Genomic DNA, 19,390 nt, shown 5'->3' with positions numbered 1-19,390 from the left:
CCTCCCGGTCCGACACGGACGCGTCAGTGACGCACGACGTAGCCATGCACCTGGCCCACCTCTGAGGTGTCCCTGAAGCCGCCATCAGGGCCGGCGGTGAGACGGGGCCACGGGGCAGATGCTGGGCGCGACCTCCTTCAGCGGGCAATCGGCGCCGTTCGCGCCCGGGTGAGCCGGACGAGGTCGGCCGGGTCGAGCTCCACCTGCAGCCCCCGGCGCCCGGCGCTGACCAGCACCGTCGGGAAGCCCAGCGCGGACTCGTCGACGACGGTCGGCAGCGCCTTGCGCTGGCCCAGCGGGCTGATCCCGCCGCGCACGTAGCCGGTGGCGCGCTCCGCGTCGGCCGGCTCGGCCATCGCGGCCCGGCGCCCGCCGGCGGCCGCGGCGAGCGCCTTGAGGTCCAGCTGGGCGCTCACCGGGACGACGGCGACGGTGAGCGTCCCGTCCACCCGGGTGACCAGCGTCTTGAGCACCCGGGCCGGGTCGGCGCCCAGCGCGGCGACGGCGACCTCGCCGTAGCCGTGCCCCCCGGCACCGTCGGCCGGGTCGTACTCGTGCAGGGTGAAGGGCGCCGCGGCCCGTTCGAGGGCCCGCACCGCCGGGGTCGCCGCCACGGACGGGGAACCTAGCCCAGCCGGCACCTCAGGTGCCGGTGGACTCCCGGACCACGATGTCCGGCGCGAAGATGCTCTTCCGCGCCGGCAGGCTGCCGTCCTCCCGGCGCCCGTCGAGCAGCCGCACCGCCTCCCGGGCCATCGAGTCCACGGGCTGGTGGACCGACGTCAGCCGCGGCACCGTCAGCTGCCCCATGCTCGAGTCGTCGTAGCTGACCAGCTTCACGTCCCGCGGGACCTCGACGCCGGCCGCGCGCAGGGTGGTCAGCAGGGACACCGCGATGACGTCGGCGCCGCACACGATCGCGTCCGGGAGCGGCCCGTCGTCCAGCAGGGTCCGGGCCGCCTCCCGCCCCCACTCGGCGTTGAACTCCCCGAGGAGGAACCCGCGGTCGGGGGCGACGCCGTCGCCGGCGAACCGGCGGAAGGCGCGGAGGCGCTCGTCGGCGGTGCTCGTGGTGGGCCGGGCGCCGATGTAGGCGAACGTCCGGCAGCCGCGCTCCCGCAGGTGCTCGACGCACTGCCGGACGCCGTCGTCGTTGTCCCCGCCGACGAAGTCGGTCCCCGCCGCCTCGGCGATGCGGTCGAACTGGGTCACCGCCACCTCCGCGGCCGCCGTCCGGAGGGCCGGCACGGAGTCGTGCGCCGAGACGGGGACGACGATCAGCCCGTCCACCCGGCGGCCGACGAGCAGGTCGATGCGGGCGGCCTCGGTGGCGACGGTGTCCCGGGAGTCGCACAGGATCAGCGACCGGTCGGTCTCGGCCAGCACCTGCTCGACCGCCTCCACGGCCGCGACGAAGTAGGGGTTGCTGATCGAGGGGACGACCATCCCGATGGTGTCGGTCCGCTGGGTCCGCAGCGCCCGGGCGAACACGTTGGCGCTGTAGCCCAGCTCCCGGCTCGCCTTGAGCACCCGGCGCGCCATCTCCGGGTTCACCGACGGGTGGCCGGCGAGCGCGCGGGACGCGGTGGCCGGGGAGACCTGGGCCGCGGCGGCCACGTCCCGCACGGTGATGCTCCGGCCCATCAGCTCCTCCTCCCCGTCAGAAATCGATTCATGAACGGGCGCACTGTAGCCGCCGTCACCGGCATCGTCACTGGCCTGACGGCTCGCTCGTGCAGGTCATCCGGCCGGGCGGGGGCGCAGGTGAGCCGTTACCGGACCGCAATCATCCCGAGGTGGTGTGATGGTTGACACCGGCGGCAGCAGCGGCTTACATGCCCTCTCGACTGAGAAATCGATTCCCCGTCCCGACCCCTGAGGGTGTGGCAATGACGCCAACGCAGGTGGACGTTGCCGTGGTCGGCAGCGTCAACATCGACCTGGTCGCCTCCGTGGCGCGGCTCCCGCTGCCCGGCGAGACCGTGTCCGCGGACGACTTCGCCCAGTTCCCGGGGGGCAAGGGCAGCAACCAGGCCGTGGCGGCGGCCCGCCTCGGGCGTCGCGTCGCCTTCGTGGGGCTGATCGGTGACGACGCCGAGGCCGGCGAGGTGCGGGCGGCGCTGGAGCGCGGCTCCGTCGACGTCACCCACCTGCAGGTCGAGCCCGGGACGCCGACCGGCCGGGCGCTGGTCGTGGTCGACGAGGCCGCCGAGAACACGATCATCGTGGTCGGCGGCGCCAACATGCGGCTGACCCCGGCCCACGTCGAGGCGGCCGGCGACGTGGTCCGCGGCGCCCGCGTGGTCGTGGCCCAGCTGGAGGTCCCGGTCGAGACGGTCACCGCCGCCGCCCGGCTCTCCGGGGGCAGGTTCCTGCTCAACCCGGCGCCCGCCCGGCAGCTCCCCGCCGAGCTGCTGGACCTCGTGGACGTCCTGGTCCTCAACGAGACCGAGTACGAGGTCGTGGCGGGTCACCCGCTGCCGGAGGACCCGGCGGAGCTCGGCTCCCGGCTCGCGTCCTCGGGCTGGCAGTGCCTCGTCGTGGTCACCCTCGGCGCCCGCGGCTGCCTGGTGTGGGACGGCGGCGAGGTCGCCTCCGTCCCGGCCCCGGTCGTCCCCGTGGTCGACACCACCGGTGCCGGTGACACGTTCATCGGTGCCCTCGCCGACGCGCTCAGCCGGGACGAGCCGCCGCTGACCGCGGCGCGCTGGGCCGTGCACGCCGCCTCCCGGTCGGTGGGCGCGCTCGGCGCGACGACCGCCATGCCCGACCGGGCCGCCGTCCTCGCCGCGGTGCGCAGCGCCGGCGACGGTGGCCCCACCGAGCCCGAGGGCTCCCTCCTCAGCGAGGAGGCCCCCGCCGAGCAGCGATGACGACCCGGACCGGAACGGACCAGCACTTCCAGACACGTGCAAAGGAGCACAGCATGAAGAAGCAGCGCATGATGGGCGGTCTCGCGGCCGCGGTCGTCGTCGCCCTCAGCCTCACGGCGTGCGGCGGCGGGGACGACGCGGGCAGCGGGGGGAGCGCGTCGGGCGGCGGCTCGGACGCGCCCGCGGTCGCCAACGTCATCAACGGGCCGCTGGGCGACCAGGGGTTCTTCGACGACGCCGCCCGCGGCATGGCCGAGATCGAGAAGGCCGGCAGCAAGATCCAGAACATCCAGGCGGACGCCAACAACCCGGCCCAGTGGAAGTCGAACCTGGAGTCGGTCTCCGGCGGTGACTGGGACCTGGTGATCACCGGGACGTCCCAGATGGTCGACATCCTGACCGAGACCGCGCCGCAGTACCCCGACCAGGACTACGTCCTCTACGACAGCGTCGTCGAGGCCCCGAACGTCGCCTCGATCGTCTACAAGCAGAACGAGGGCTCGTACCTCGCCGGCGTCCTGGCGGCGCAGGCGACCACGAACACCGAGGCGTTCCCGCTCTCCAGCGGGAGCAAGAAGGTGGGTCTGGTCGGCGGCATGGACATCCCGATCATCAACGACTTCGCCGAGGGCTACCGCAAGGGCGTCGAGACGGTCGACCCCTCGATCGAGGTCCTCGTCTCCTACGTCGGTGACTTCACCGACTCGAACAAGGGCTTCGACCAGGCGACCGCCATGTACGAGCAGGGTGCCGACGTGGTGTTCCAGGTCGCCGGCGGTGCCGGCATCGGTGTCCTGAAGGCGGCCGAGGAGTCGAACAAGTACGCAATCGGCGTCGACTCCAACCAGAACGGCCTGCACCCGGGTCACGTCCTGGCCTCGATGCTGAAGAACATCGGTGTCTCGCTGCAGTCGGCGGTCGAGCAGTACGCCGCCGGTGAGCTGGCCTTCGGTGAGGTCACCGAGTACGGGCTGGCCAACGACGGGGTGAGCCTCACCTTCGAGGACAACGGCGACACCGTGCCGCAGGAGATCCAGGACCAGATCACCGAGTACGCCCAGCGCGTGATCGACGGCGAGATCCAGGTCCCGACCGCGCTCTGACGCCGAACGGGTGCCGGCCGGCCCGCCGTGGCCGGCCGGCACCCCTCCGCTCGACGCACACCGACGTGCTCGCCCCCGAAGGAAGACGCCCCATGGCCATCCCGCTCCTCGAGCTCCGGAACATCACCAAGGCCTTCGGGCCGAAGGTGGCCAACGACGACATCTCGCTGTCGGTGCAGCCCGGGCGCATCCACGCCCTCGTGGGCGAGAACGGCGCCGGCAAGACGACGCTGATGACCATGATCGCCGGCACGGCGCAGCCCGACTCCGGGCAGATCGTGTTCGACGGCGCCGAGGTGTCCATCTCCAGCCCGAAGAAGGCCGCGGAGCTCGGGATCGGCATGGTGCACCAGCACTTCAAGCTGATCCCGTCGCTCAGCGTGGCCGAGAACGTCTTCCTCGGCCGCGAGCTCCGCACCGCGCGGGGCACCGTGGACACCAGCCGCATGGAGCGGGAGGTGGCCGCGCTCAGCGAGCAGTTCGGCCTCGAGATCGATCCGCGGGCGAAGGTCGCGTCGCTGTCGGTCGGCCTCCGGCAGCGGGTCGAGGTGCTCAAGGCCCTCAGCCACGACACCCGGCTGCTCATCCTGGACGAGCCCACCGCCGTGCTGACCCCGGGCGAGACCGACGACCTGTTCGTCGTCGTCCGGTCGCTGGCGGAGAAGGGCTGCGCGGTCCTGTTCATCTCGCACAAGCTCGGCGAGGTGCTCGCGATCGCGGACGAGGTGACCGTGATCCGCGACGGGCGGGTGATCGACACCCTGCCGGCCGCCGGGCTCTCCCAGACCGACATCGCGCAGATGATGGTGGGCCGCGAGGTCCTGCTCCGCATCGCGCACACGCCCGCCCGCCCGGGCGCCCCGGTGCTGGAGGTCGACGGCCTCACCGTGGTGGACGAGCGCGGGGTCACCGTGCTCGACGACCTGTCGCTGACCGTCCGCTCGGGCGAGATCGTCGGCATCGCCGGCGTCGAGGGCAACGGCCAGTCCGAGCTCGCCGCCGCGATCGCCGGCATGCAGTCCGTCGACGGCGGCCGGGTCACCCTGGCCGGGACCGACATCACCTCCACGAGCGTCGCGAGCCGCCGCGCCGCGGGGCTGGCCTACATCCCCGAGGACCGCGACTTCGTGGGCTCCGGGCCGGCGCTCTCGGTCACCGAGAACGTCATCCCCACCCACCTCACCCCGCCGGTGGCCCGCCGCGGCTGGGTCAGCGGCCGCGCCGCGGACGCCTTCGCCGGGCGCCTGATCGAGGAGTTCGACGTCCGCGGGGCGGGTCCGTCGACGCCGATCGGCACCCTGTCCGGCGGCAACGTGCAGAAGGTGATCATCGCCCGCGAGTTCGCCAGCGACCCGACGCTGCTGATGGTCAGCCAGCCCACGCGCGGCGTGGACGTCGGCGCGATGGAGTTCGTCCACAACGCGATCGTGTCCCGCCGGGACCAGGGCAGCGGCGTGCTCCTGCTGTCCGCGGACCTCAACGAGGTCATGTCGCTGTCCGACCGCCTGCTCGTGATGTACCGCGGCGAGATCATCGCCGAGTTCACCCAGGAGACGATGAGCGAAGCCGCGGTCGGCCTGGCGATGGCGGGCGTCCGGCCCAGCGCCGAGGAGGTCCGCGAGGCCGAGGCGAGCCACGAGCAGGTCGCCGCCCTGGTCTCCACGCACGGGGACGTCGCCGCGGACGAGGTCGAGGAGCGGGTGCAGGCCGCCGCGGCCGAGGTGCGGCCGTCCACCGCGGACGATGCCCCGGTCGCGCCGCCGGCCGCCCCCGTGCGTGCCGACGACGACGTGGCGGCGCCGCAGGAGGGCTGGCAGGCCAAGTTCCGGCGGGGTGCCCTCACGGCGCTGCGCGGGTCGGTGCAGCCCCTGGTGGCCGTGGCCATCGCGCTGCTCATCGGCGCGGGCGTGATCCTCGCCCTCGGGGAGAACCCGCTGGCCGCCTACGACCAGCTGTTCTTCTCCAGTTTCCGCCGCCCGCAGGGCATCGGGGCGCTGATCGCCCAGTTCATCCCGCTCGCCGTGCTCTCGGCGGCGGTGATCATCAGCTTCCGGGCCGGCTTCTTCAACATCGGTGGGGAGGGCCAGCTGTTCGTCGGCGCCTTCGCCGGCGCCTGGGTGGCCTTCACCTTCACCTCGCTGCCGGGGCCGGTGCTGATCGTGCTGACCCTGCTCGGGGGCATGGTGGGCGGCCTGGTGTGGGGCTTCATCCCCGGTGCCCTGCTCGCGCTGTGGCGGGTGGACATCATCGTCACCACGCTGATGATGAGCACGATCGGCATCCTGCTCACCGGCTACCTGGTGACCGGGCCGTTCCAGGACCCCACCGCGGGGCTGGCCGGCTCGCCGAAGGTGGCCCCGCAGGCGCGGTTCACCATGTTCGACCCGCAGTTCGGCATCGGGATGGACCTCGTCATCGCGCTCGTCGCGGTGGTCGCCCTCGGGCTCGTCCTCACCCGCTCGGTGTGGGGCCTGCGGGTCCGCCAGCTCGGTGAGATGAACCGCTTCGCGGAGTACACCGGGGTCAGCCCGCGGAAGATGAGCGTCCAGGTCATGGCGCTCTCCGGGGCGGTGTCCGGCCTCGCCGGCGCGATCTTCGTGCTCGGTCCCAACGGCGGCCGGTTCCTGCTCACCTTCTCGCCGGGGTACGGGTTCCTGGGCATCACGGTGGCCCTGCTCGCCCGGCTCAACCCGTGGGCCGCGGTCCTCGCCGCCGCCTTCTACGCCGACATGATGGCCGGCTCGAACGCCATGCAGATCAACACGTCGGTGCCCTTCCCGCTGGTCAACGTGCTGCAGGGCATCATCATCCTGCTCATCACCGCGGTGTTCGTGGTCGACCGGCGCACCCGGCAGCGGGTGCTCGCGCTGCTGCCGCTCCGCCGTCAGGGGGCCACCGCCGCGGCGACCGCGCCCGTCGTCCTGGCCAGCGAGGCCGAGGAGAGCACCCCCGTGGCGCCGGCCGCCCGGTCCGGTCCGGACGCGACACCGCCACCCCCCTCGGGCGCCGCCGCGCACGGCGCGACGGCGGTCCGCACCGACACCACCGACTCCCGCGAGGACGTGCGATGAGCGCCCTGGAGCAGATCCTCACGGCCGGCACGCTGTTCGTCATCCTGATGAAGGTGGCGCCGCTGCTGCTGGCGGCCATCGGCGGGGCGTTCACCCAGCAGGGGAACATCCTCAACATCGGGCTCGAGGGCATGATGCTCATCGGCGCCTTCACCGCCATCTCCGTGGGCTCGGCGTTCGACAGCGCCCTGGTGGGCGTGGTGGCCGCCGTGCTCGCCGGGCTGGCCCTGTCGCTGGTGTACGCGGCGGGCACGCTGTGGCTCAAGGCGGACTTCATCGTCGTGGGCATCGGCGTGAACCTGCTGGCCGCGGGGCTGAGCGTCTTCCTCCTGCAGGTGCTCTACGGCAACCCCGGCGTGACCCCGCCGTCGGCGAGCATCACCCTGCCGCGGATCTCCCTCGGCCCGCTGGCCGACGTGCCGGTGCTCGGGACGGCGCTGAACAACCAGACCGCGCTGGTCTGGCTGGCGCTGCTCAGCGTGCCGCTCGCCTCCCTCGTGCTGTACCGGACGCGCTTCGGCGTGCACCTGCGCGCCGTCGGTGAGGACGCCGACGCGGCCGCCGCGGCGGGCATCCGGGTCACCCGGGTCAAGGCGCAGAGCATCCTCATCTCCGGGGTGCTGTGCGGCGCGGCCGGCGCCCAGCTCGCCATGGCGACCCTGGGCAGCTTCACCGCCGACATGACCTCGGGCCGCGGGTTCATCGCCGTCGCCGCGCTCACCTTCGGGCTGGCCCGCCCGGTCCGGACGATGGTGGCCGCCTTCATCTTCGGTGCGGCCGACGCGGTGGCCGACCAGCTCGGCATCGCCGGGTTCAACTCCAACCTGGCGCTGATGACCCCCTACGTCATCACGATCCTCGCCCTGGTGGTCGCGGGCATCCAGTTCCGCCGCATCCGGGGGGCGAAGGCGTCGGCCACCCCGACGCCACAGGTCGCCTGACCGCCGTACCCCGACAGCCCACTCCCGCCGCGTGCCGCGGCGGTGACCCCCCCTGCGTGAAGGAGCACTGCCGCATGACCGAACGCATCGTCCTGGACTGCGATCCGGGGCACGACGACGCGCTGGCGATGATCCTCGCGGCCGGCGACCCGCGGGTGGAGCTGCTCGCCGTCACCACCTGCGCCGGCAACCAGACCCTGCCCAAGGTGACCCGCAACGCGCTCGCCGTCTGCGCCGTGGCCGGCATCGAGGTGCCGGTCGCGGCCGGCGCGGTCGGGCCGCTGGTCCGCCCGCAGATGGTGGCACCGGAGATCCACGGGGAGTCCGGGCTGGACGGACCGGTGCTCCCGGAGGCGACCCTGGAGCTGGACCCCCGGCACGCGGTCGACGTGATCATCGACGTGGTCATGGCCGCCGAGCCCGGCACCGTGACCCTGGTGCCGACCGGGCCGCTGACCAACATCGCCCTGGCCATGCGCAAGGAGCCGGCGATCGTCGAGCGGGTCAAGCGGGTCGTGCTCATGGGCGGCTCCTACACCCGGGGCAACAAGACCCCGACCGCGGAGTTCAACATCGCGGCGGACCCGGAGGCGGCCTCAGCGGTCTTCTCCGCGCCGTGGCCGGTGACGATGGTCGGTCTCGACCTCACCCACCAGGCCACCGCGGACGCCGACGTGGTCGCCAGGATCGAGGCCATCGGCTCCCCGCTGTCGTCGTTCGTCGTCGACGTCCTGGAGTTCTTCGGCAGCACCTACCGCGAGCAGCAGGGCTTCACCGACGGCCCCCCGGTGCACGACCTGTGCTGCGTGGCGTGGCTCTGCGACCCGGAGGTCTTCACCACCCAGGAGGCCTTCGTCGCGGTGGAGCTCACCGGGACCTGGACGAACGGGATGACGGTGACCGACTTCGCCGGCCTGTTCGGCCGGCCGAACAACACCGACGTCGCCATCACCCTGGACAAGCCGCGGTTGTGGGACATGACCGTCGACGCGATCGCCTCGCTGTCGGCACGGACGGAAGGGGCGGTCCGATGACCACCGAACTGGTCCTCGACTGTGACACCGGCATCGACGACACGATGGCCATCGTCTACGGCGCCGGCAACGGCGCGGAGTACGTGGCCTGCACCGTCACCCACGGCAACGTGCCGGTCGACGTGGGCACCCGGAACACGATCACCGTGCTGGACACCCTCGGGCTGACCGGCGTGCCCGTGCACCGGGGCGCCGCGCGCCCGATGGCGCAGCCGCTGGAGACGGCGGAGTTCGTGCACGGCCAGGACGGCCTCGGGGACGCCGGGGTGCCGGCGTCGACGCGCCAGCCGGCGGGCACGCTGGCCGCCGCGGAGATCGTGCGCCTGGCCCGCAGCCGGCCCGGTGAGCTGACCCTGGTGGCGGTCGGCCCGCTGACCAACGTCGGGCTGGCGCTCCTGCTGGAGCCCGAGCTGCCGCGGCTGGTCAAGAACGTGGTGGTCATGGGCGGCGCGGTCGGCGTGCCGGGCAACGCCTCGGAGATGGGCGAGGCCAACATCTGGCACGACCCGGAGGCCGCCCAGCTCGTGCTGGACGCGCCCTGGGACCTGGTCCTGGTCGGCCTGGAGATCACCATGTCCACCCAGCTGCCGCAGGAGGCGCTCAAGCGGATCGAGACCTCCGCCGACCCGCGGGCGCAGTTCATGTGGCCGGTGATGCAGCAGTACCTGGACGTGTACGAGAAGAACCTCGGCGAGCGGACCTGCGTGCTGCACGACCCGCTGGCGATGGCGCTCGCCCTGGACCCCGAGCTGGCCACCTACCGGCTGGTGCGCGCCGGGGTCGAGCTGCGCGGCGAGCGGTCGCGCGGCCAGGTCGTCGCCGACCTGCGCGGCTACGAGCCGGCTCCGGTGGACCCGCTCGAGCCGGGGGTGGTGCGGCTGGTCGACACACTGGACACCGCCGCCTTCCACGAGCGCTTCCTGCGCTCCCTCGGCGCTTGAGGGAGGGGGACCCATGCCCCGCCCCGTGCTCATCGACACCGACCCGGGCCTGGACGACGCGCTGGCGATCATGCTGGCGTTCGCCTCGCCGGAGCTCGACGTCCGGGGGGTGACCTCGGTCGGCGGCAACACCGGCCTGCAGCACACCACGGAGAACGCGCTGCGGCTGCTGCACCTGCTGGACCGCGACGACGTCCCGGTCGCGGCCGGCGCCGACACCCCGCTCGTGCGCCGGGACTCCCGCCCGGCCACGGAGGTGCACGGCGAGGAGGGGATGGGCGGCGTCCGGCTGGACCCCGCCCCCCGCGGCGCGGACGCCCGGTCGGCCGTCCAGCTCATGACCGACGTGATCGAGCAGTCCACCGAGCCGGTCACCCTGGTCGCGCTGGGGCCGCTGACCAACGTGGCGGCGCTGTTCGCGGCGGCGCCGCGGACGGCGGCCAGGCTGGAGCGGATCGTGCTCATGGGCGGCGGCGCCCGGATCCTGGGCAACACCACCCCGACCGCCGAGTTCAACATCTGGTTCGACCCGGACGCCGCCTCGCGGGTGTTCGCCGGCGGCGTCCCGGTCACCATGGTGGGGCTCGACGTCACCCACTCCGCGGTCACCACACCGGGGGACTGGGACCCGCTGCGCGGCGGCGGCCGGATGGCCGAGGCGCTCCTGGGGATGGTCGACTTCTACACCGCCCGGCACGTCGAGTGGTCCGGCAGCGACCGCACGCCGCAGCACGACTCGCTCGCCGTCGCGGTGGCGATCCGCCCGGAGCTGGTCACCACCCGGCACCTGCACGTCGACGTGGAGTGCGCGGGGGCGCTGACCCGGGGGATGACCGTGGTCGACCTGGAGGGGCTGTCGGGGGAGGAAGCGAACACCGACGTCGCGCTCGAGGTGGACGGCGCCGCCTTCGCCCAGCTGCTGGTCGGCCGGCTGGCCGAGCTCGACGCGCGGCTCGGCGCATGACCGCGGACCTGCGGGCCGACCGCGCCGGCCGGCCGCTGAAGATGGTGCTGGACTGCGACACCGGCGTCGACGACACGCTGGCGATCCTCTACGCGGCCCTGCACCCGGCCGTCGAGCTGGTGGGCGTCGGGTCGGTGTGGGGCAACGTCGACGTGGAGACCGCGACCCGCAACTCGCTGCACACCGTGCACATGGCCGGCCGCCCGGAGGTCCCCGTGGCGCGGGGCGCGGCCGGTCCGCTGACCGGCGCCCCGGCGGTCTTCGCGTACCACGTGCACGGGCGGGACGGGCAGGGCAACGCCGGCACCGGCCGCACGGTGGGGGAGCCGGTGGCGGAGACCGCCGCCGAGCAGATCATCCGGCTCGCCCGGGCCCACCCCGGTGAGGTGGAGGTCGTCGCCGTCGGCCCGCTGACCAACCTCGCCCTCGCGCTCGGGCTCTGCCCCGAGCTGCCCGAGCTGGTCTCCGGCGTGACGATCATGGGCGGCGCCGCGCTGGCACCGGGCAACGTCACCGAGGTGGCCGAGGCCAACATCTGGTGCGACCCGGAGGCGGCCGCCGCGGTGTTCCGGGCGCCGTGGCCGCTGACGATGGTCGGCCTCGACGTGACCATGCGGACCACCCTGGACGAGGGGCACCGGACCCGGCTCGCCGCCGGCGGCACGATCGGCGGCTACGTCGCCGGCATCCTCGACCACTACATGGGCTTCTTCGCCGAGGCCGCCTTCGGCGAGCGCCGCAGCTGCCTGCACGACGTGCTGGCCGTGGCGGTCGCCGCGGGGACCCTGGTCCCCACGCTGGCGCCCACCGTGCGGGCGTACGTGGAGACCGGCGACGGGCCGACCCGGGGCCAGACCGTGTGCGACCTGCGCGGCATGTACATGGGCTTCCCGACGCAGGACGGCGCGCGCTGCCGGGTGGTCCTGGAGACCGATCCCGCGTTCGCCGAGGCCGTCGTCGACCTCATCCAGACCGCGGGCGACTCCGCGGTCCCGCTCGACCGCGAGGAGCAGGCATGAGCGACCTGACCGGGAGGGTGGCGCTGGTCACCGGCGCCGCGCGCGGCATCGGCCGGGCCACCGCGCTGTCGCTGGCCGAGGCCGGCGCCGCCGTCGTCGTCACCGACATCGGACGGCAGGTGGAGGGGCTGACCTACGGCACCGCCTCGAACGAGGACCTCGCCGCCACGGTCGCGATGATCGAGGAGGCCGGCGGGCGCGCGGCGCCGGCGCTCGTCGACGTCCGGGACCACGGGCAGCTCGTCGCGGCCGTGGAGCTGGCGGACAGCAGCTTCGGCGGGCTGGACGTCGTCGTGGCCAACGCCGGGGTCGCCAGCTGGCCGGCCAGCACCTGGCAGGCCACCCCTGAGCAGTGGCAGACGATGATCGACGTCGTGCTGACCGGCACCTGGAACACCTGCCGGGCCGCCATCCCGGCGATGCTGCGCACCGGCCGCGGCGGCTCGATCGTCATGGTGGGCTCCACCGCGGCGGTCAAGCCGGTGCCCACCATCGGGCACTACGCCGCGGCGAAGAACGGCGTCATCGGGCTGATGAAGAGCCTGGCGCTGGAGCTGGCCGGGGACAGCATCCGGGTCAACGTCGTCCACCCCGGTGGCACCGGGACCGTGATGACCCAGAACCCGGCCGCCGAGCACTGGCAGGCGACCGCGCCGGGGGTAGGCGGCACGCTCGAGCTGCCGATGCCGATCCACCGGATGGAACCGCTCGACGTCGCCGTCGCGATCCGCTGGCTGTGCAGCGACGAGTCCCGGTACATGACCGGGACCCAGATGGTGCTCGACGCCGGCGCCACCCTCCGCTGACCTCCGAGGAGCCCTCCGCAGTGAGCACGTCCCCCCTGGTCCTGTCCGACGCCGTCCGGCAGGCCCTCGCCGACGGCCGCCCGGTCGTGGCGCTGGAGTCCACGATCATCTCCCACGGCTTCCCGCGGCCCCGCAACCTCGAGGTGGCCCGCCGGTTCGAGCAGGTCCTGGTCGAGGCCGGGGTGACGCCCGCGACGATCGCCGTGGTGGACGGCGTCCCGCGGGTCGGCCTGGACGAGGCCGGGTTGACCCGGATCGCGGAGGACCCCGCGGTGGTCAAGGTGTCCAGCCGCGACCTCGGCGCGGCCATGGTCCAGGGCGTCACCGGCGCGACGACGGTGGCCGCCACCGCGCTGCTGGCCTGCCGCGCCGGCATCCGGGTGTTCTCCACCGGCGGGCTCGGCGGGGTCCACCGCGGCGCGGCGGAGTCCTTCGACGAGTCCGCGGACCTGGCGGCGCTGTCCCGGCTGCCCATCACCGTGGTCTCGGCCGGGGTCAAGTCCATCCTCGACATCCGGGCCACGCTGGAGCGGCTGGAGACCCTCGGGGTGACCGTCCTGGGCTACCGGACCTCCCGGTACCCGGCCTTCTACGTCACCGACTCCGGCGTCGACATCGACTGGCGGGTCGAGTCGGCCGAGGACGTCGCCGCGGTGATGGCGGCCCAGGACGCGCTCGGCCTCGAGCACGCCGTGCTGGTGGCCAACCCGCTGCCCCCGGACCGGCAGCTCGACCCCGAGCTGCACGACCGCGTCCTCGCCGACGCGCTCGCCGCGGCGCAGCGCAGCGGCGTGACCGGCAAGGCGGTGACCCCGTTCCTGCTCGACCACTTCCAGCGGCACACCCAGGGCGCCAGCCTGGAGGTCAACATCGACATCGCCGTCTCCAACATCGCGCTGGGCGGCGGGATCGCGACGGCGTGGGCCCGGCGCGGGGTCCTGGCCCGCTGATGTCCGGCCCCGGTCGGGTGGTCGTCGTCGGGGACGTCGTCACCGACGTGCTGGTCCGCCCGCTCGGGCCTTTGACGCCGGACTCCGACACCCGGGCCAGCATCGTGCGGCGGCCGGGTGGCTCGGCGGCGAACCTGGCCGCGTGGCTGGGGTCCCTCGGCGCCCCGGTCAGCTTCGTGGGCCGGGTGGGGGCGGTGGACCGGGACTTCCACGCCGGCCACCTCACGGCGCTGGGCGTGCAGCCGCACCTGGCGGTCGACCCGGAGCGGGAGACCGGCACGATCGTCGTCGTCCTCGACGACGCCGGCCGGCGGACGATGCTCACCGACCGGGCCGCGAACCTGGCCCTGACCGCGGACGACGTCCCGGCCGGGCTGCTGGAGCAGGCGCCGCTGCTGCACCTGACCGGCTACTCGTTCTTCGAGCCCGGCGTCCGGGCCGCCGCCCTGGAGCTGGTGTCCCGCGCCCGGGCCCTCGGCGTCCCCGTCTCGGTCGACCCCAGCTCGGTGGCGTTCCTCCACGACGTGGGCGCGGAGCAGTTCCTGGCCTGGACGTCGGGGGCCCGGTTCTGCTTCCCCAACCGGGACGAGGCGGCGGAGCTCGCCGGGACCGGCGACCCGCGGCGGGCCGCCGAGGTCCTCTCGGCGCACTACGGGACCGTGGTGGTGACCCTCGACGGCGACGGCTGCGTGGTGGCAGACCGGGGGACCGATCCGGTGGCCGTCCCCGCGGACCGGCTGGTCCCGGTCGACCCGACCGGCGCCGGTGACGCCTTCTGCGCCGGCTTCCTCGACGCGTGGTGCCGAGGCCTGGACCCGGTCGCGGCGGCCGCCGCCGGCGCCGGGGTGGCGCGCCGGGCGGTGGCCCGGCTGGGCGGGCGCCCCTAGGGTCAGGCCAGCCGGCTGCGCAACGTCGGCACGCCGTCGCCGCTCAGGTGGCCGAGTGCGGCCGTGCGGCCGGTGACCGCCAGCGAGAGCGCCTCGGCGCTGCCGCGCACGGCCGGACCGCTGCCGGAGGCCCAGGCGACGTCGTCCGCCTCGAAGCGCAACCCGTCCAGCGCGCCCTTGGGGACGAGGCCACCGACGGACGAGGCGGTCAGGAAGGTCAGCACCGTGCGCGAGCGCTCCTCGGGGACGTCGCGCGACAGCCCCAGCGGCCAGCGGATGTCGAGGCCGTGCACCAGCAGGTCGGTGAGGGGCGCCTCGGGCCCCATCCCGGGCGGCGTGAACCGCGAGTCGGCCTTGTGGCGCAACACCTCGATCAGCTCGGTGAAGGGCCGACGCGCCTGCTCGCGGGCGAGCCGGACGTTCGCCCGGTCGAAGTTCCCGCGGCACGCCAGCATGGCCAGCGCGAACTTCGGGATGCCCACCTCCAGGGGCACGACCAGGTGCGCGACCACGTCGCGGACGCTCCACTCGCTGCACAGGCTCTGCGTCGCCTACTGCTCAGCCGTGAGTCCCGACAACAGGTCAGCCAGACCGCGACGCTCGTCGGCGATCTCCGCGAAGGTGTCCACGAGGTCATCCTGGCAGGATGATCAGGCCGTACCGGCGTCCAGCCGCGCCCGCAGCGCCGCCTTCTCCTCGGCGGGCAGCCAGGCGGCGTCCACCGCCTCGTGGTTGTGCCGGGCCAGGTCGTCGGCGGTCAGCCCCAGCTCGGTGGCGAGCGCGGCGTAGTCGCCGGCCAGGTCGGTGCCGCCCATCGCCGGGTCGTCGCTGCCCAGCGACATGCTGACGCCGGCGTCGTGCAGCAGCCGGATCGGGTGCTCGGCCGCCGGGCCGCGGTAGTTGTAGGTGGTGGACAGCCAGGCGGTCGTGACGTGCGTGCCGCCGTCCCGGACCCGGGCCAGCAGCCCGGGGTCGCGCACGAGGGCGTAGCCGTGGTCGATCCGGTCGCAGCCCAGCAGGTCCAGGGCGTCGCGGAGCTCCGCGGCGTCGAACCGCTCGCCCGCGTGCGCGGTCGTCCGCAGGCCGGCGTCCCGGGCCAGCGCGTAGGCCTCGGCGAACGCGGCCGGCGGGCCGGCGGTCTCGTCGCCGTCCATCCCGATGCCGACCACGAGGCCACGGTCGCCGTCGGCCACCGCGCGCACCATCTCGACCGCCGCGGCGGGGCTGTGCGCCCGGTACACCGACGGGATCAGCCGGGTGACGATCCCGGTCTCCCGGCGGGCCTCCTCGGCGCCGTCGGTGATGCCGGCCAGCAGCTCGCCGTAGGGCAGGGCCGGGTGCAGCGTGGGGTTGAAGAACATCTCCCGGTAGACGACGCCGGAGCCGAGCGCCGCGTCGACCAGGGCCTCGTAGGAGATCCGCCGGACGTCGTCGCGGGTGAGCACCGCGGCGCAGAGCCGCTCGAAGACCACCATGAAGGTGGCCATGTCGGTGTAGTCGTAGACCCGCGCCGGATCCGCCGTGGGCAGCGCGACGTCGTGGGCCCGGGCCAGGTCCAGGAAGGTCTCCGGCCGCACGCAGCCCTCCAGGTGGCAGTGCAGCTCGACCTTCGGCATGGCGCGCAGCCGGTGCCCGGGGTCCCCGGTCATCGCGGCACGGCGACCGAGCGCGCGGCGGCGACGAACAGCGCCGCGGGGTTCGCCGTCATCAGCCCCGTGGCGGTGGCCTCGGGCACGCCCGCCTCGACCAGCCGCGGGAGGAAGGCGGTCGGCACGTAGCCGTAGCCGTTGCCGCCGTTGCGGGTCCACATCGCCTTCAGGAAGACGTCGTGGGAGAGCAGCAGCCGGTCGCCGTGGCCGTCCTCGACCAGCCCGCGCACGGCCTCCACGGTGTCCTCCACCGAGGGCGACTGGCCCTCGCCGGGGAAGTTGAACGGCATCCCGATCATGTCGAACTCCAGCCAGACCCCGCGGGCGGCGACCTCGCGCTGGTAGGCGGTGTCCTTGCCCGAGGGGTCCATGTGGCACAGCACCACGGCCGCCGGGTCCACCCCGTGCTCCAGGACGATGTCGACGACCTCGTGCGCCCGCCGCTGCCACCCGGGCAGGTGGATCAGCAGCGGCACGCCGGTCTGCACCTGCGCGAGGCAGGACGCGACCAGCGTGGCGTGCTCCGCCGGGGTGAACCGCGGGCCGACGCCGATCTCCCCGATGACGCCGACCCGGACCGTGCGGCCGTCGGGGAGGTCCACGCCCTGCCGGATCTCGCCCACGAGCTCGGCGACCATCCCGTCGACGTCGTCCTCGCCCAGGGAGTGGTCGTCGCCGTGCGACAGGCACCACCCGCCGGCCATCACGACGTTGAGGCCGGTGGCCTCGGCGACCCGCACCAGCGCCGCCGGGTTGCGGCCGGTGCCCGTCGTGTTGTTCACGACGGTCCGCCCGCCGGCCCGGACGAACACGTCCAGCTCGGCGACCACCGTGTCCAGGTCCCGCTCGTCGAAGCCGCAGTTGTCCGCGCAGGCGTAGGGGTCCTCGCGCAGCAGCCAGGCGAGCTCCGGCGTGACCCGCGCGCCGGCCAGGTCGGCGGAGAAGGGGCGCACGCCCGGGTACAGCGCCTCGGACAGGTCGTTGAACAGGTGCTCGTGCGGCAGGGTCATGCCCAGCTCGCTCGCGGGCACCGGGCCCAGCACCGTCTGGACGGTCACGGACTCGTCGTGGGACATCGTGTTCCCCTCTGCGCCTGGCCGACCGGCATGTAATCGGTTACCTGCCCTCGTCGCGACTGTCTAGCAGCCGTCGTCCGCGCTGGTCAACGGCAGCCGCCCAGGGGTGACACGTCGCCGCCATCTCTTGCGTACACGGCGTTACATGCCTAGGAACGCCGCATGACCCGCATGATCATCGACACGGACACCGCCTCCGACGACGCCGTCGCGCTGGTCCTCGCCCTGACCGACGCCGACGTGGACGTCCTCGCCATCACGGTCGTGGCCGGCAACGTGCCGCTGGAGATGGGCGTGCAGAACGCCATCTACACGCGGGACCTCTGCCGGTCGACCGCCCCGGTGCACGCCGGTGCCGACCGGCCGCTGCTGCGCGAGCAGGTCCTGGCCCACGACGTGCACGGCGCCGACGGGATGGGCGACATCGGCCTGCCGCTGACCGGGGGAGAGCCTGCCCCGGACCACGCCGTCGACGTCCTGATCGAGCTGGCCCGCCGGTACCCGGGGGAGATCACGCTGGTGACCCTCGGCCCGCTGACGAACATCGCCCTGGCCCTGCGCAAGGCGCCGGACATCGCCGGGCTGTTCGACCGGGTGGTGATGATGGCCGGCACCGGGGACGGCACCGGAAACGTGACCCCGGCCGCCGAGTTCAACGTCTACGTCGACCCCGAGGCCGCCGACGTCGTCTTCCGCTCCGGGATGCCGCTGGAGATGGTCGGCTGGGACGTCTCCCGCAACGACGCCACCCTGACGGCCGCGGACGGCGAGGCGCTGGCGGCGCTCGGCCCGCTCGGGGAGTTCTGCAACGGCATCCAGCGTCAGCTGCTCGAGTTCTGCCGCACGGTGACCCACCTGGACGGTTTCGACCTGCCCGACCCGGTGACCATGGCGGTGGCGCTCGACCCGTCGGTCGCCACCCGGGTGGTGCACGTCCCGGTGGCGGTGGAGACCACCGGGTCGCAGACGGCGGGGATGACAGTCTGCGACCACCTCGGCGTCACCGACCGTCCCGCCAACGTGAAGGTCGTCCTCGCCGCCGACCGCGACCGCTTCCTGTCCATGCTGCACCGCGCCTGCGCGCGCTGACGCCCCGCCCGAGAGAAGGTCCCCCCATGCCCCAGAAGCTGATCCTCGACTGCGACACCGGCACCGACGACGCCGTGGCCATCATGCTGGCCGCCCTCCACCCCGAGCTGGACCTGGTGGGGGTGACCACGGTCAACGGCAACGTCGAGGTGCAGTACTGCACGGACAACACGCTGCGCGTCCTGGACCACATCGGCCGCCCGGACGTCCCGGTGCACGAGGGGCTCCGCCGCCCGATCGTCCGGCCGGACTTCCCGGTGCCCCGGCACTCCGAGGTCAACCCGAGCAGCAACATCCACGGCCGCGAGCTGCCCCTCCCGCCGGCGACCAGCAAGCCCCAGGACACCGGCGCGGTGGAGTTCCTGGTGGAGACGTACCGGGCCACCACCGACGAGATCGCGCTGGTCCCGGTCGGGCCGCTGAGCAACATCGCCGCGGCGATCGCGATCGAGCCGCGGCTCGTGGAGGCCGTCCCGGAGGTCGTGATCATGGGCGGCGGCAACGTCAAGGGCAACGCGACGCCGTCGGCCGAGTTCAACATCTGGGCCGATCCCGAGGCGGCCGCCGCGGTCTTCGCCGCCGGCTTCCCGCGGATCACGCTGGTGCCGCTGGACGCCACGCACCAGGCCCTGGTGTCCCGCGAGCAGTGCCGGGCCCTCGCGGCGCTGGGCACCCCGGCCGGTGAGGCCGCGGCCACGCTCATCGAGCGGCGGATCACCGGCTACGACGCCACCCAGCCGATGGCGACGCCGGGCAGCGCGCCGGTGCACGACGCGCTCTGCGTCGCCTACCTCCTGCACCGGGAGGTGCTCGACGTCCAGCGGACGCACGTCGACGTCGAGACGGCGGGGGCGCTGACGGTCGGCCGGACGGTCATCGACCTGTACTCCCGCAGCGGCAAGGAGCCGAACTGCGACGTCGCGCTCGGTGCCGACGCCGGGCTGTTCGTCGACTTCATGCTGCGGACGTTCGCCCCCCGCGGCTGAC

At 73.8% G+C, this 19,390-nt stretch carries 18 protein-coding genes; 13 read left to right on the top strand and 5 right to left on the bottom strand.

Going from position 1 to position 19,390, the window contains the following annotated elements; all coding sequences use genetic code 11:
- Window positions 1-137: 137 nt before the first annotated feature.
- Window positions 138-614: a Cys-tRNA(Pro) deacylase gene (gene ybaK, locus HL189_RS15500; protein WP_369134599.1), complete on the bottom strand. Its 477-nt coding sequence runs from the start codon at window positions 612-614 to the stop codon at window positions 138-140.
- 28 nt (window positions 615-642) lie between these two features.
- Window positions 643-1,644: a LacI family DNA-binding transcriptional regulator gene (locus tag HL189_RS15495; protein WP_369134598.1), complete on the bottom strand. Its 1,002-nt coding sequence runs from the start codon at window positions 1,642-1,644 to the stop codon at window positions 643-645.
- Window positions 1,645-1,889: 245 nt separating this feature from the next.
- Between HL189_RS15495 and HL189_RS15490 the strand changes: the two genes are divergently transcribed.
- The 11 genes from HL189_RS15490 (at window position 1,890) to HL189_RS15440 (ending at window position 14,589) form a co-directional block, all read left to right on the top strand.
- The gene (locus HL189_RS15490; RefSeq protein WP_369134597.1) at window positions 1,890-2,873 is read left to right on the top strand and encodes a ribokinase; all 984 of its coding nucleotides are present in this window, start codon (window positions 1,890-1,892) and stop codon (window positions 2,871-2,873) included.
- Between the two features lie 53 nt (window positions 2,874-2,926).
- A complete protein-coding gene (locus HL189_RS15485; RefSeq protein ID WP_369134596.1) occupies window positions 2,927-3,976 on the top strand; it encodes a BMP family protein in 1,050 nt (349 codons plus the stop codon).
- Window positions 3,977-4,068: 92 nt separating this feature from the next.
- Window positions 4,069-7,047, top strand: coding sequence for an ATP-binding cassette domain-containing protein (locus HL189_RS15480; RefSeq protein WP_369134595.1), 2,979 nt, complete (start codon window positions 4,069-4,071; stop codon window positions 7,045-7,047).
- Entirely contained in the window at window positions 7,044-7,988 is a 945-nt protein-coding gene (locus HL189_RS15475) for an ABC transporter permease (RefSeq protein ID WP_369134594.1), read from the top strand. Before HL189_RS15480 ends, HL189_RS15475 begins: the two co-directional genes overlap by 4 nt.
- A 74-nt stretch (window positions 7,989-8,062) precedes the next feature.
- A complete protein-coding gene (locus HL189_RS15470; RefSeq protein ID WP_369134593.1) occupies window positions 8,063-9,022 on the top strand; it encodes a nucleoside hydrolase in 960 nt (319 codons plus the stop codon).
- Window positions 9,019-9,963: a nucleoside hydrolase gene (locus HL189_RS15465; RefSeq protein WP_369134592.1), complete on the top strand. Its 945-nt coding sequence runs from the start codon at window positions 9,019-9,021 to the stop codon at window positions 9,961-9,963. The genes HL189_RS15470 and HL189_RS15465 overlap by 4 nt, the downstream gene beginning before the upstream one ends.
- 13 nt (window positions 9,964-9,976) lie before the next feature.
- A complete protein-coding gene (locus HL189_RS15460) occupies window positions 9,977-10,927 on the top strand; it encodes a nucleoside hydrolase (protein WP_369134591.1) in 951 nt (316 codons plus the stop codon).
- Entirely contained in the window at window positions 10,924-11,946 is a 1,023-nt protein-coding gene (locus HL189_RS15455) for a nucleoside hydrolase (protein ID WP_369134590.1), read from the top strand. Before HL189_RS15460 ends, HL189_RS15455 begins: the two co-directional genes overlap by 4 nt.
- Window positions 11,943-12,752, top strand: a complete 810-nt coding sequence (locus HL189_RS15450) for a mycofactocin-coupled SDR family oxidoreductase (RefSeq protein WP_369134589.1) — start codon at window positions 11,943-11,945, stop codon at window positions 12,750-12,752. Before HL189_RS15455 ends, HL189_RS15450 begins: the two co-directional genes overlap by 4 nt.
- A gap of 20 nt (window positions 12,753-12,772) precedes the next feature.
- The gene (locus HL189_RS15445; RefSeq protein WP_369134588.1) at window positions 12,773-13,702 is read left to right on the top strand and encodes a pseudouridine-5'-phosphate glycosidase; all 930 of its coding nucleotides are present in this window, start codon (window positions 12,773-12,775) and stop codon (window positions 13,700-13,702) included.
- Window positions 13,702-14,589 carry a carbohydrate kinase family protein gene (locus HL189_RS15440; RefSeq protein WP_369134587.1) on the top strand — a complete coding sequence of 296 codons (888 nt, stop codon included), beginning with the start codon at window positions 13,702-13,704 and terminating at the stop codon, window positions 14,587-14,589. Before HL189_RS15445 ends, HL189_RS15440 begins: the two co-directional genes overlap by 1 nt.
- A 2-nt stretch (window positions 14,590-14,591) precedes the next feature.
- Here the strand turns inward: HL189_RS15440 and HL189_RS15435 are convergent, their stop codons facing one another.
- The 3 genes from HL189_RS15435 to HL189_RS15425 form a co-directional block, all read right to left on the bottom strand.
- Window positions 14,592-15,128 carry a maleylpyruvate isomerase family mycothiol-dependent enzyme gene (locus HL189_RS15435; RefSeq protein ID WP_369134607.1) on the bottom strand — a complete coding sequence of 179 codons (537 nt, stop codon included), beginning with the start codon at window positions 15,126-15,128 and terminating at the stop codon, window positions 14,592-14,594.
- A 111-nt stretch (window positions 15,129-15,239) separates the two neighbouring features.
- Window positions 15,240-16,238 (bottom strand): adenosine deaminase, encoded by a 999-nt coding sequence (gene add, locus HL189_RS15430; RefSeq protein ID WP_369134586.1) that lies wholly within the window; start codon window positions 16,236-16,238, stop codon window positions 15,240-15,242.
- Entirely contained in the window at window positions 16,235-17,314 is a 1,080-nt protein-coding gene (locus HL189_RS15425; protein ID WP_369134585.1) for a phosphotriesterase, read from the bottom strand. Before HL189_RS15425 ends, add begins: the two co-directional genes overlap by 4 nt.
- 162 nt (window positions 17,315-17,476) lie before the next feature.
- Between HL189_RS15425 and HL189_RS15420 the strand changes: the two genes are divergently transcribed.
- Both HL189_RS15420 and HL189_RS15415 read left to right on the top strand, forming a co-directional pair.
- Window positions 17,477-18,403 carry a nucleoside hydrolase gene (locus tag HL189_RS15420; protein WP_369134584.1) on the top strand — a complete coding sequence of 309 codons (927 nt, stop codon included), beginning with the start codon at window positions 17,477-17,479 and terminating at the stop codon, window positions 18,401-18,403.
- Window positions 18,404-18,429: 26 nt separating this feature from the next.
- Complete coding sequence (locus HL189_RS15415; RefSeq protein ID WP_369134583.1) at window positions 18,430-19,389, top strand: nucleoside hydrolase; 960 nt, start codon at window positions 18,430-18,432, stop codon at window positions 19,387-19,389.
- Window position 19,390 lies beyond the last annotated feature (1 nt).

The sequence above is a fragment of the Modestobacter sp. I12A-02662 genome (assembly GCF_041028325.1).
GTDB lineage: Bacteria > Actinomycetota > Actinomycetes > Mycobacteriales > Geodermatophilaceae > Modestobacter.
This window is presented reverse-complemented; position numbering and strand designations above follow the sequence as displayed.

Excerpts from the sequence above, each read along its gene's own strand:
- HL189_RS15495 (WP_369134598.1), bottom strand. The coding sequence starts at position 1,644 with ATGGGCCGGAGCATCACCGTGCGGGACGTGGCCGCCGCGGCCCAGGTC.
- HL189_RS15490 (WP_369134597.1), top strand. The coding sequence starts at position 1,890 with ATGACGCCAACGCAGGTGGACGTTGCCGTGGTCGGCAGCGTCAACATC.
- HL189_RS15485 (WP_369134596.1), top strand. The coding sequence starts at position 2,927 with ATGAAGAAGCAGCGCATGATGGGCGGTCTCGCGGCCGCGGTCGTCGTC.
- HL189_RS15480 (WP_369134595.1), top strand. The coding sequence starts at position 4,069 with ATGGCCATCCCGCTCCTCGAGCTCCGGAACATCACCAAGGCCTTCGGG.
- HL189_RS15475 (WP_369134594.1), top strand. The coding sequence starts at position 7,044 with ATGAGCGCCCTGGAGCAGATCCTCACGGCCGGCACGCTGTTCGTCATC.
- HL189_RS15470 (WP_369134593.1), top strand. The coding sequence starts at position 8,063 with ATGACCGAACGCATCGTCCTGGACTGCGATCCGGGGCACGACGACGCG.
- HL189_RS15465 (WP_369134592.1), top strand. The coding sequence starts at position 9,019 with ATGACCACCGAACTGGTCCTCGACTGTGACACCGGCATCGACGACACG.
- HL189_RS15460 (WP_369134591.1), top strand. The coding sequence starts at position 9,977 with ATGCCCCGCCCCGTGCTCATCGACACCGACCCGGGCCTGGACGACGCG.
- HL189_RS15455 (WP_369134590.1), top strand. The coding sequence starts at position 10,924 with ATGACCGCGGACCTGCGGGCCGACCGCGCCGGCCGGCCGCTGAAGATG.
- HL189_RS15450 (WP_369134589.1), top strand. The coding sequence starts at position 11,943 with ATGAGCGACCTGACCGGGAGGGTGGCGCTGGTCACCGGCGCCGCGCGC.
- HL189_RS15440 (WP_369134587.1), top strand. The coding sequence starts at position 13,702 with ATGTCCGGCCCCGGTCGGGTGGTCGTCGTCGGGGACGTCGTCACCGAC.
- add (WP_369134586.1), bottom strand. The coding sequence starts at position 16,238 with ATGACCGGGGACCCCGGGCACCGGCTGCGCGCCATGCCGAAGGTCGAG.
- HL189_RS15425 (WP_369134585.1), bottom strand. The coding sequence starts at position 17,314 with ATGTCCCACGACGAGTCCGTGACCGTCCAGACGGTGCTGGGCCCGGTG.
- HL189_RS15420 (WP_369134584.1), top strand. The coding sequence starts at position 17,477 with ATGACCCGCATGATCATCGACACGGACACCGCCTCCGACGACGCCGTC.
- HL189_RS15415 (WP_369134583.1), top strand. The coding sequence starts at position 18,430 with ATGCCCCAGAAGCTGATCCTCGACTGCGACACCGGCACCGACGACGCC.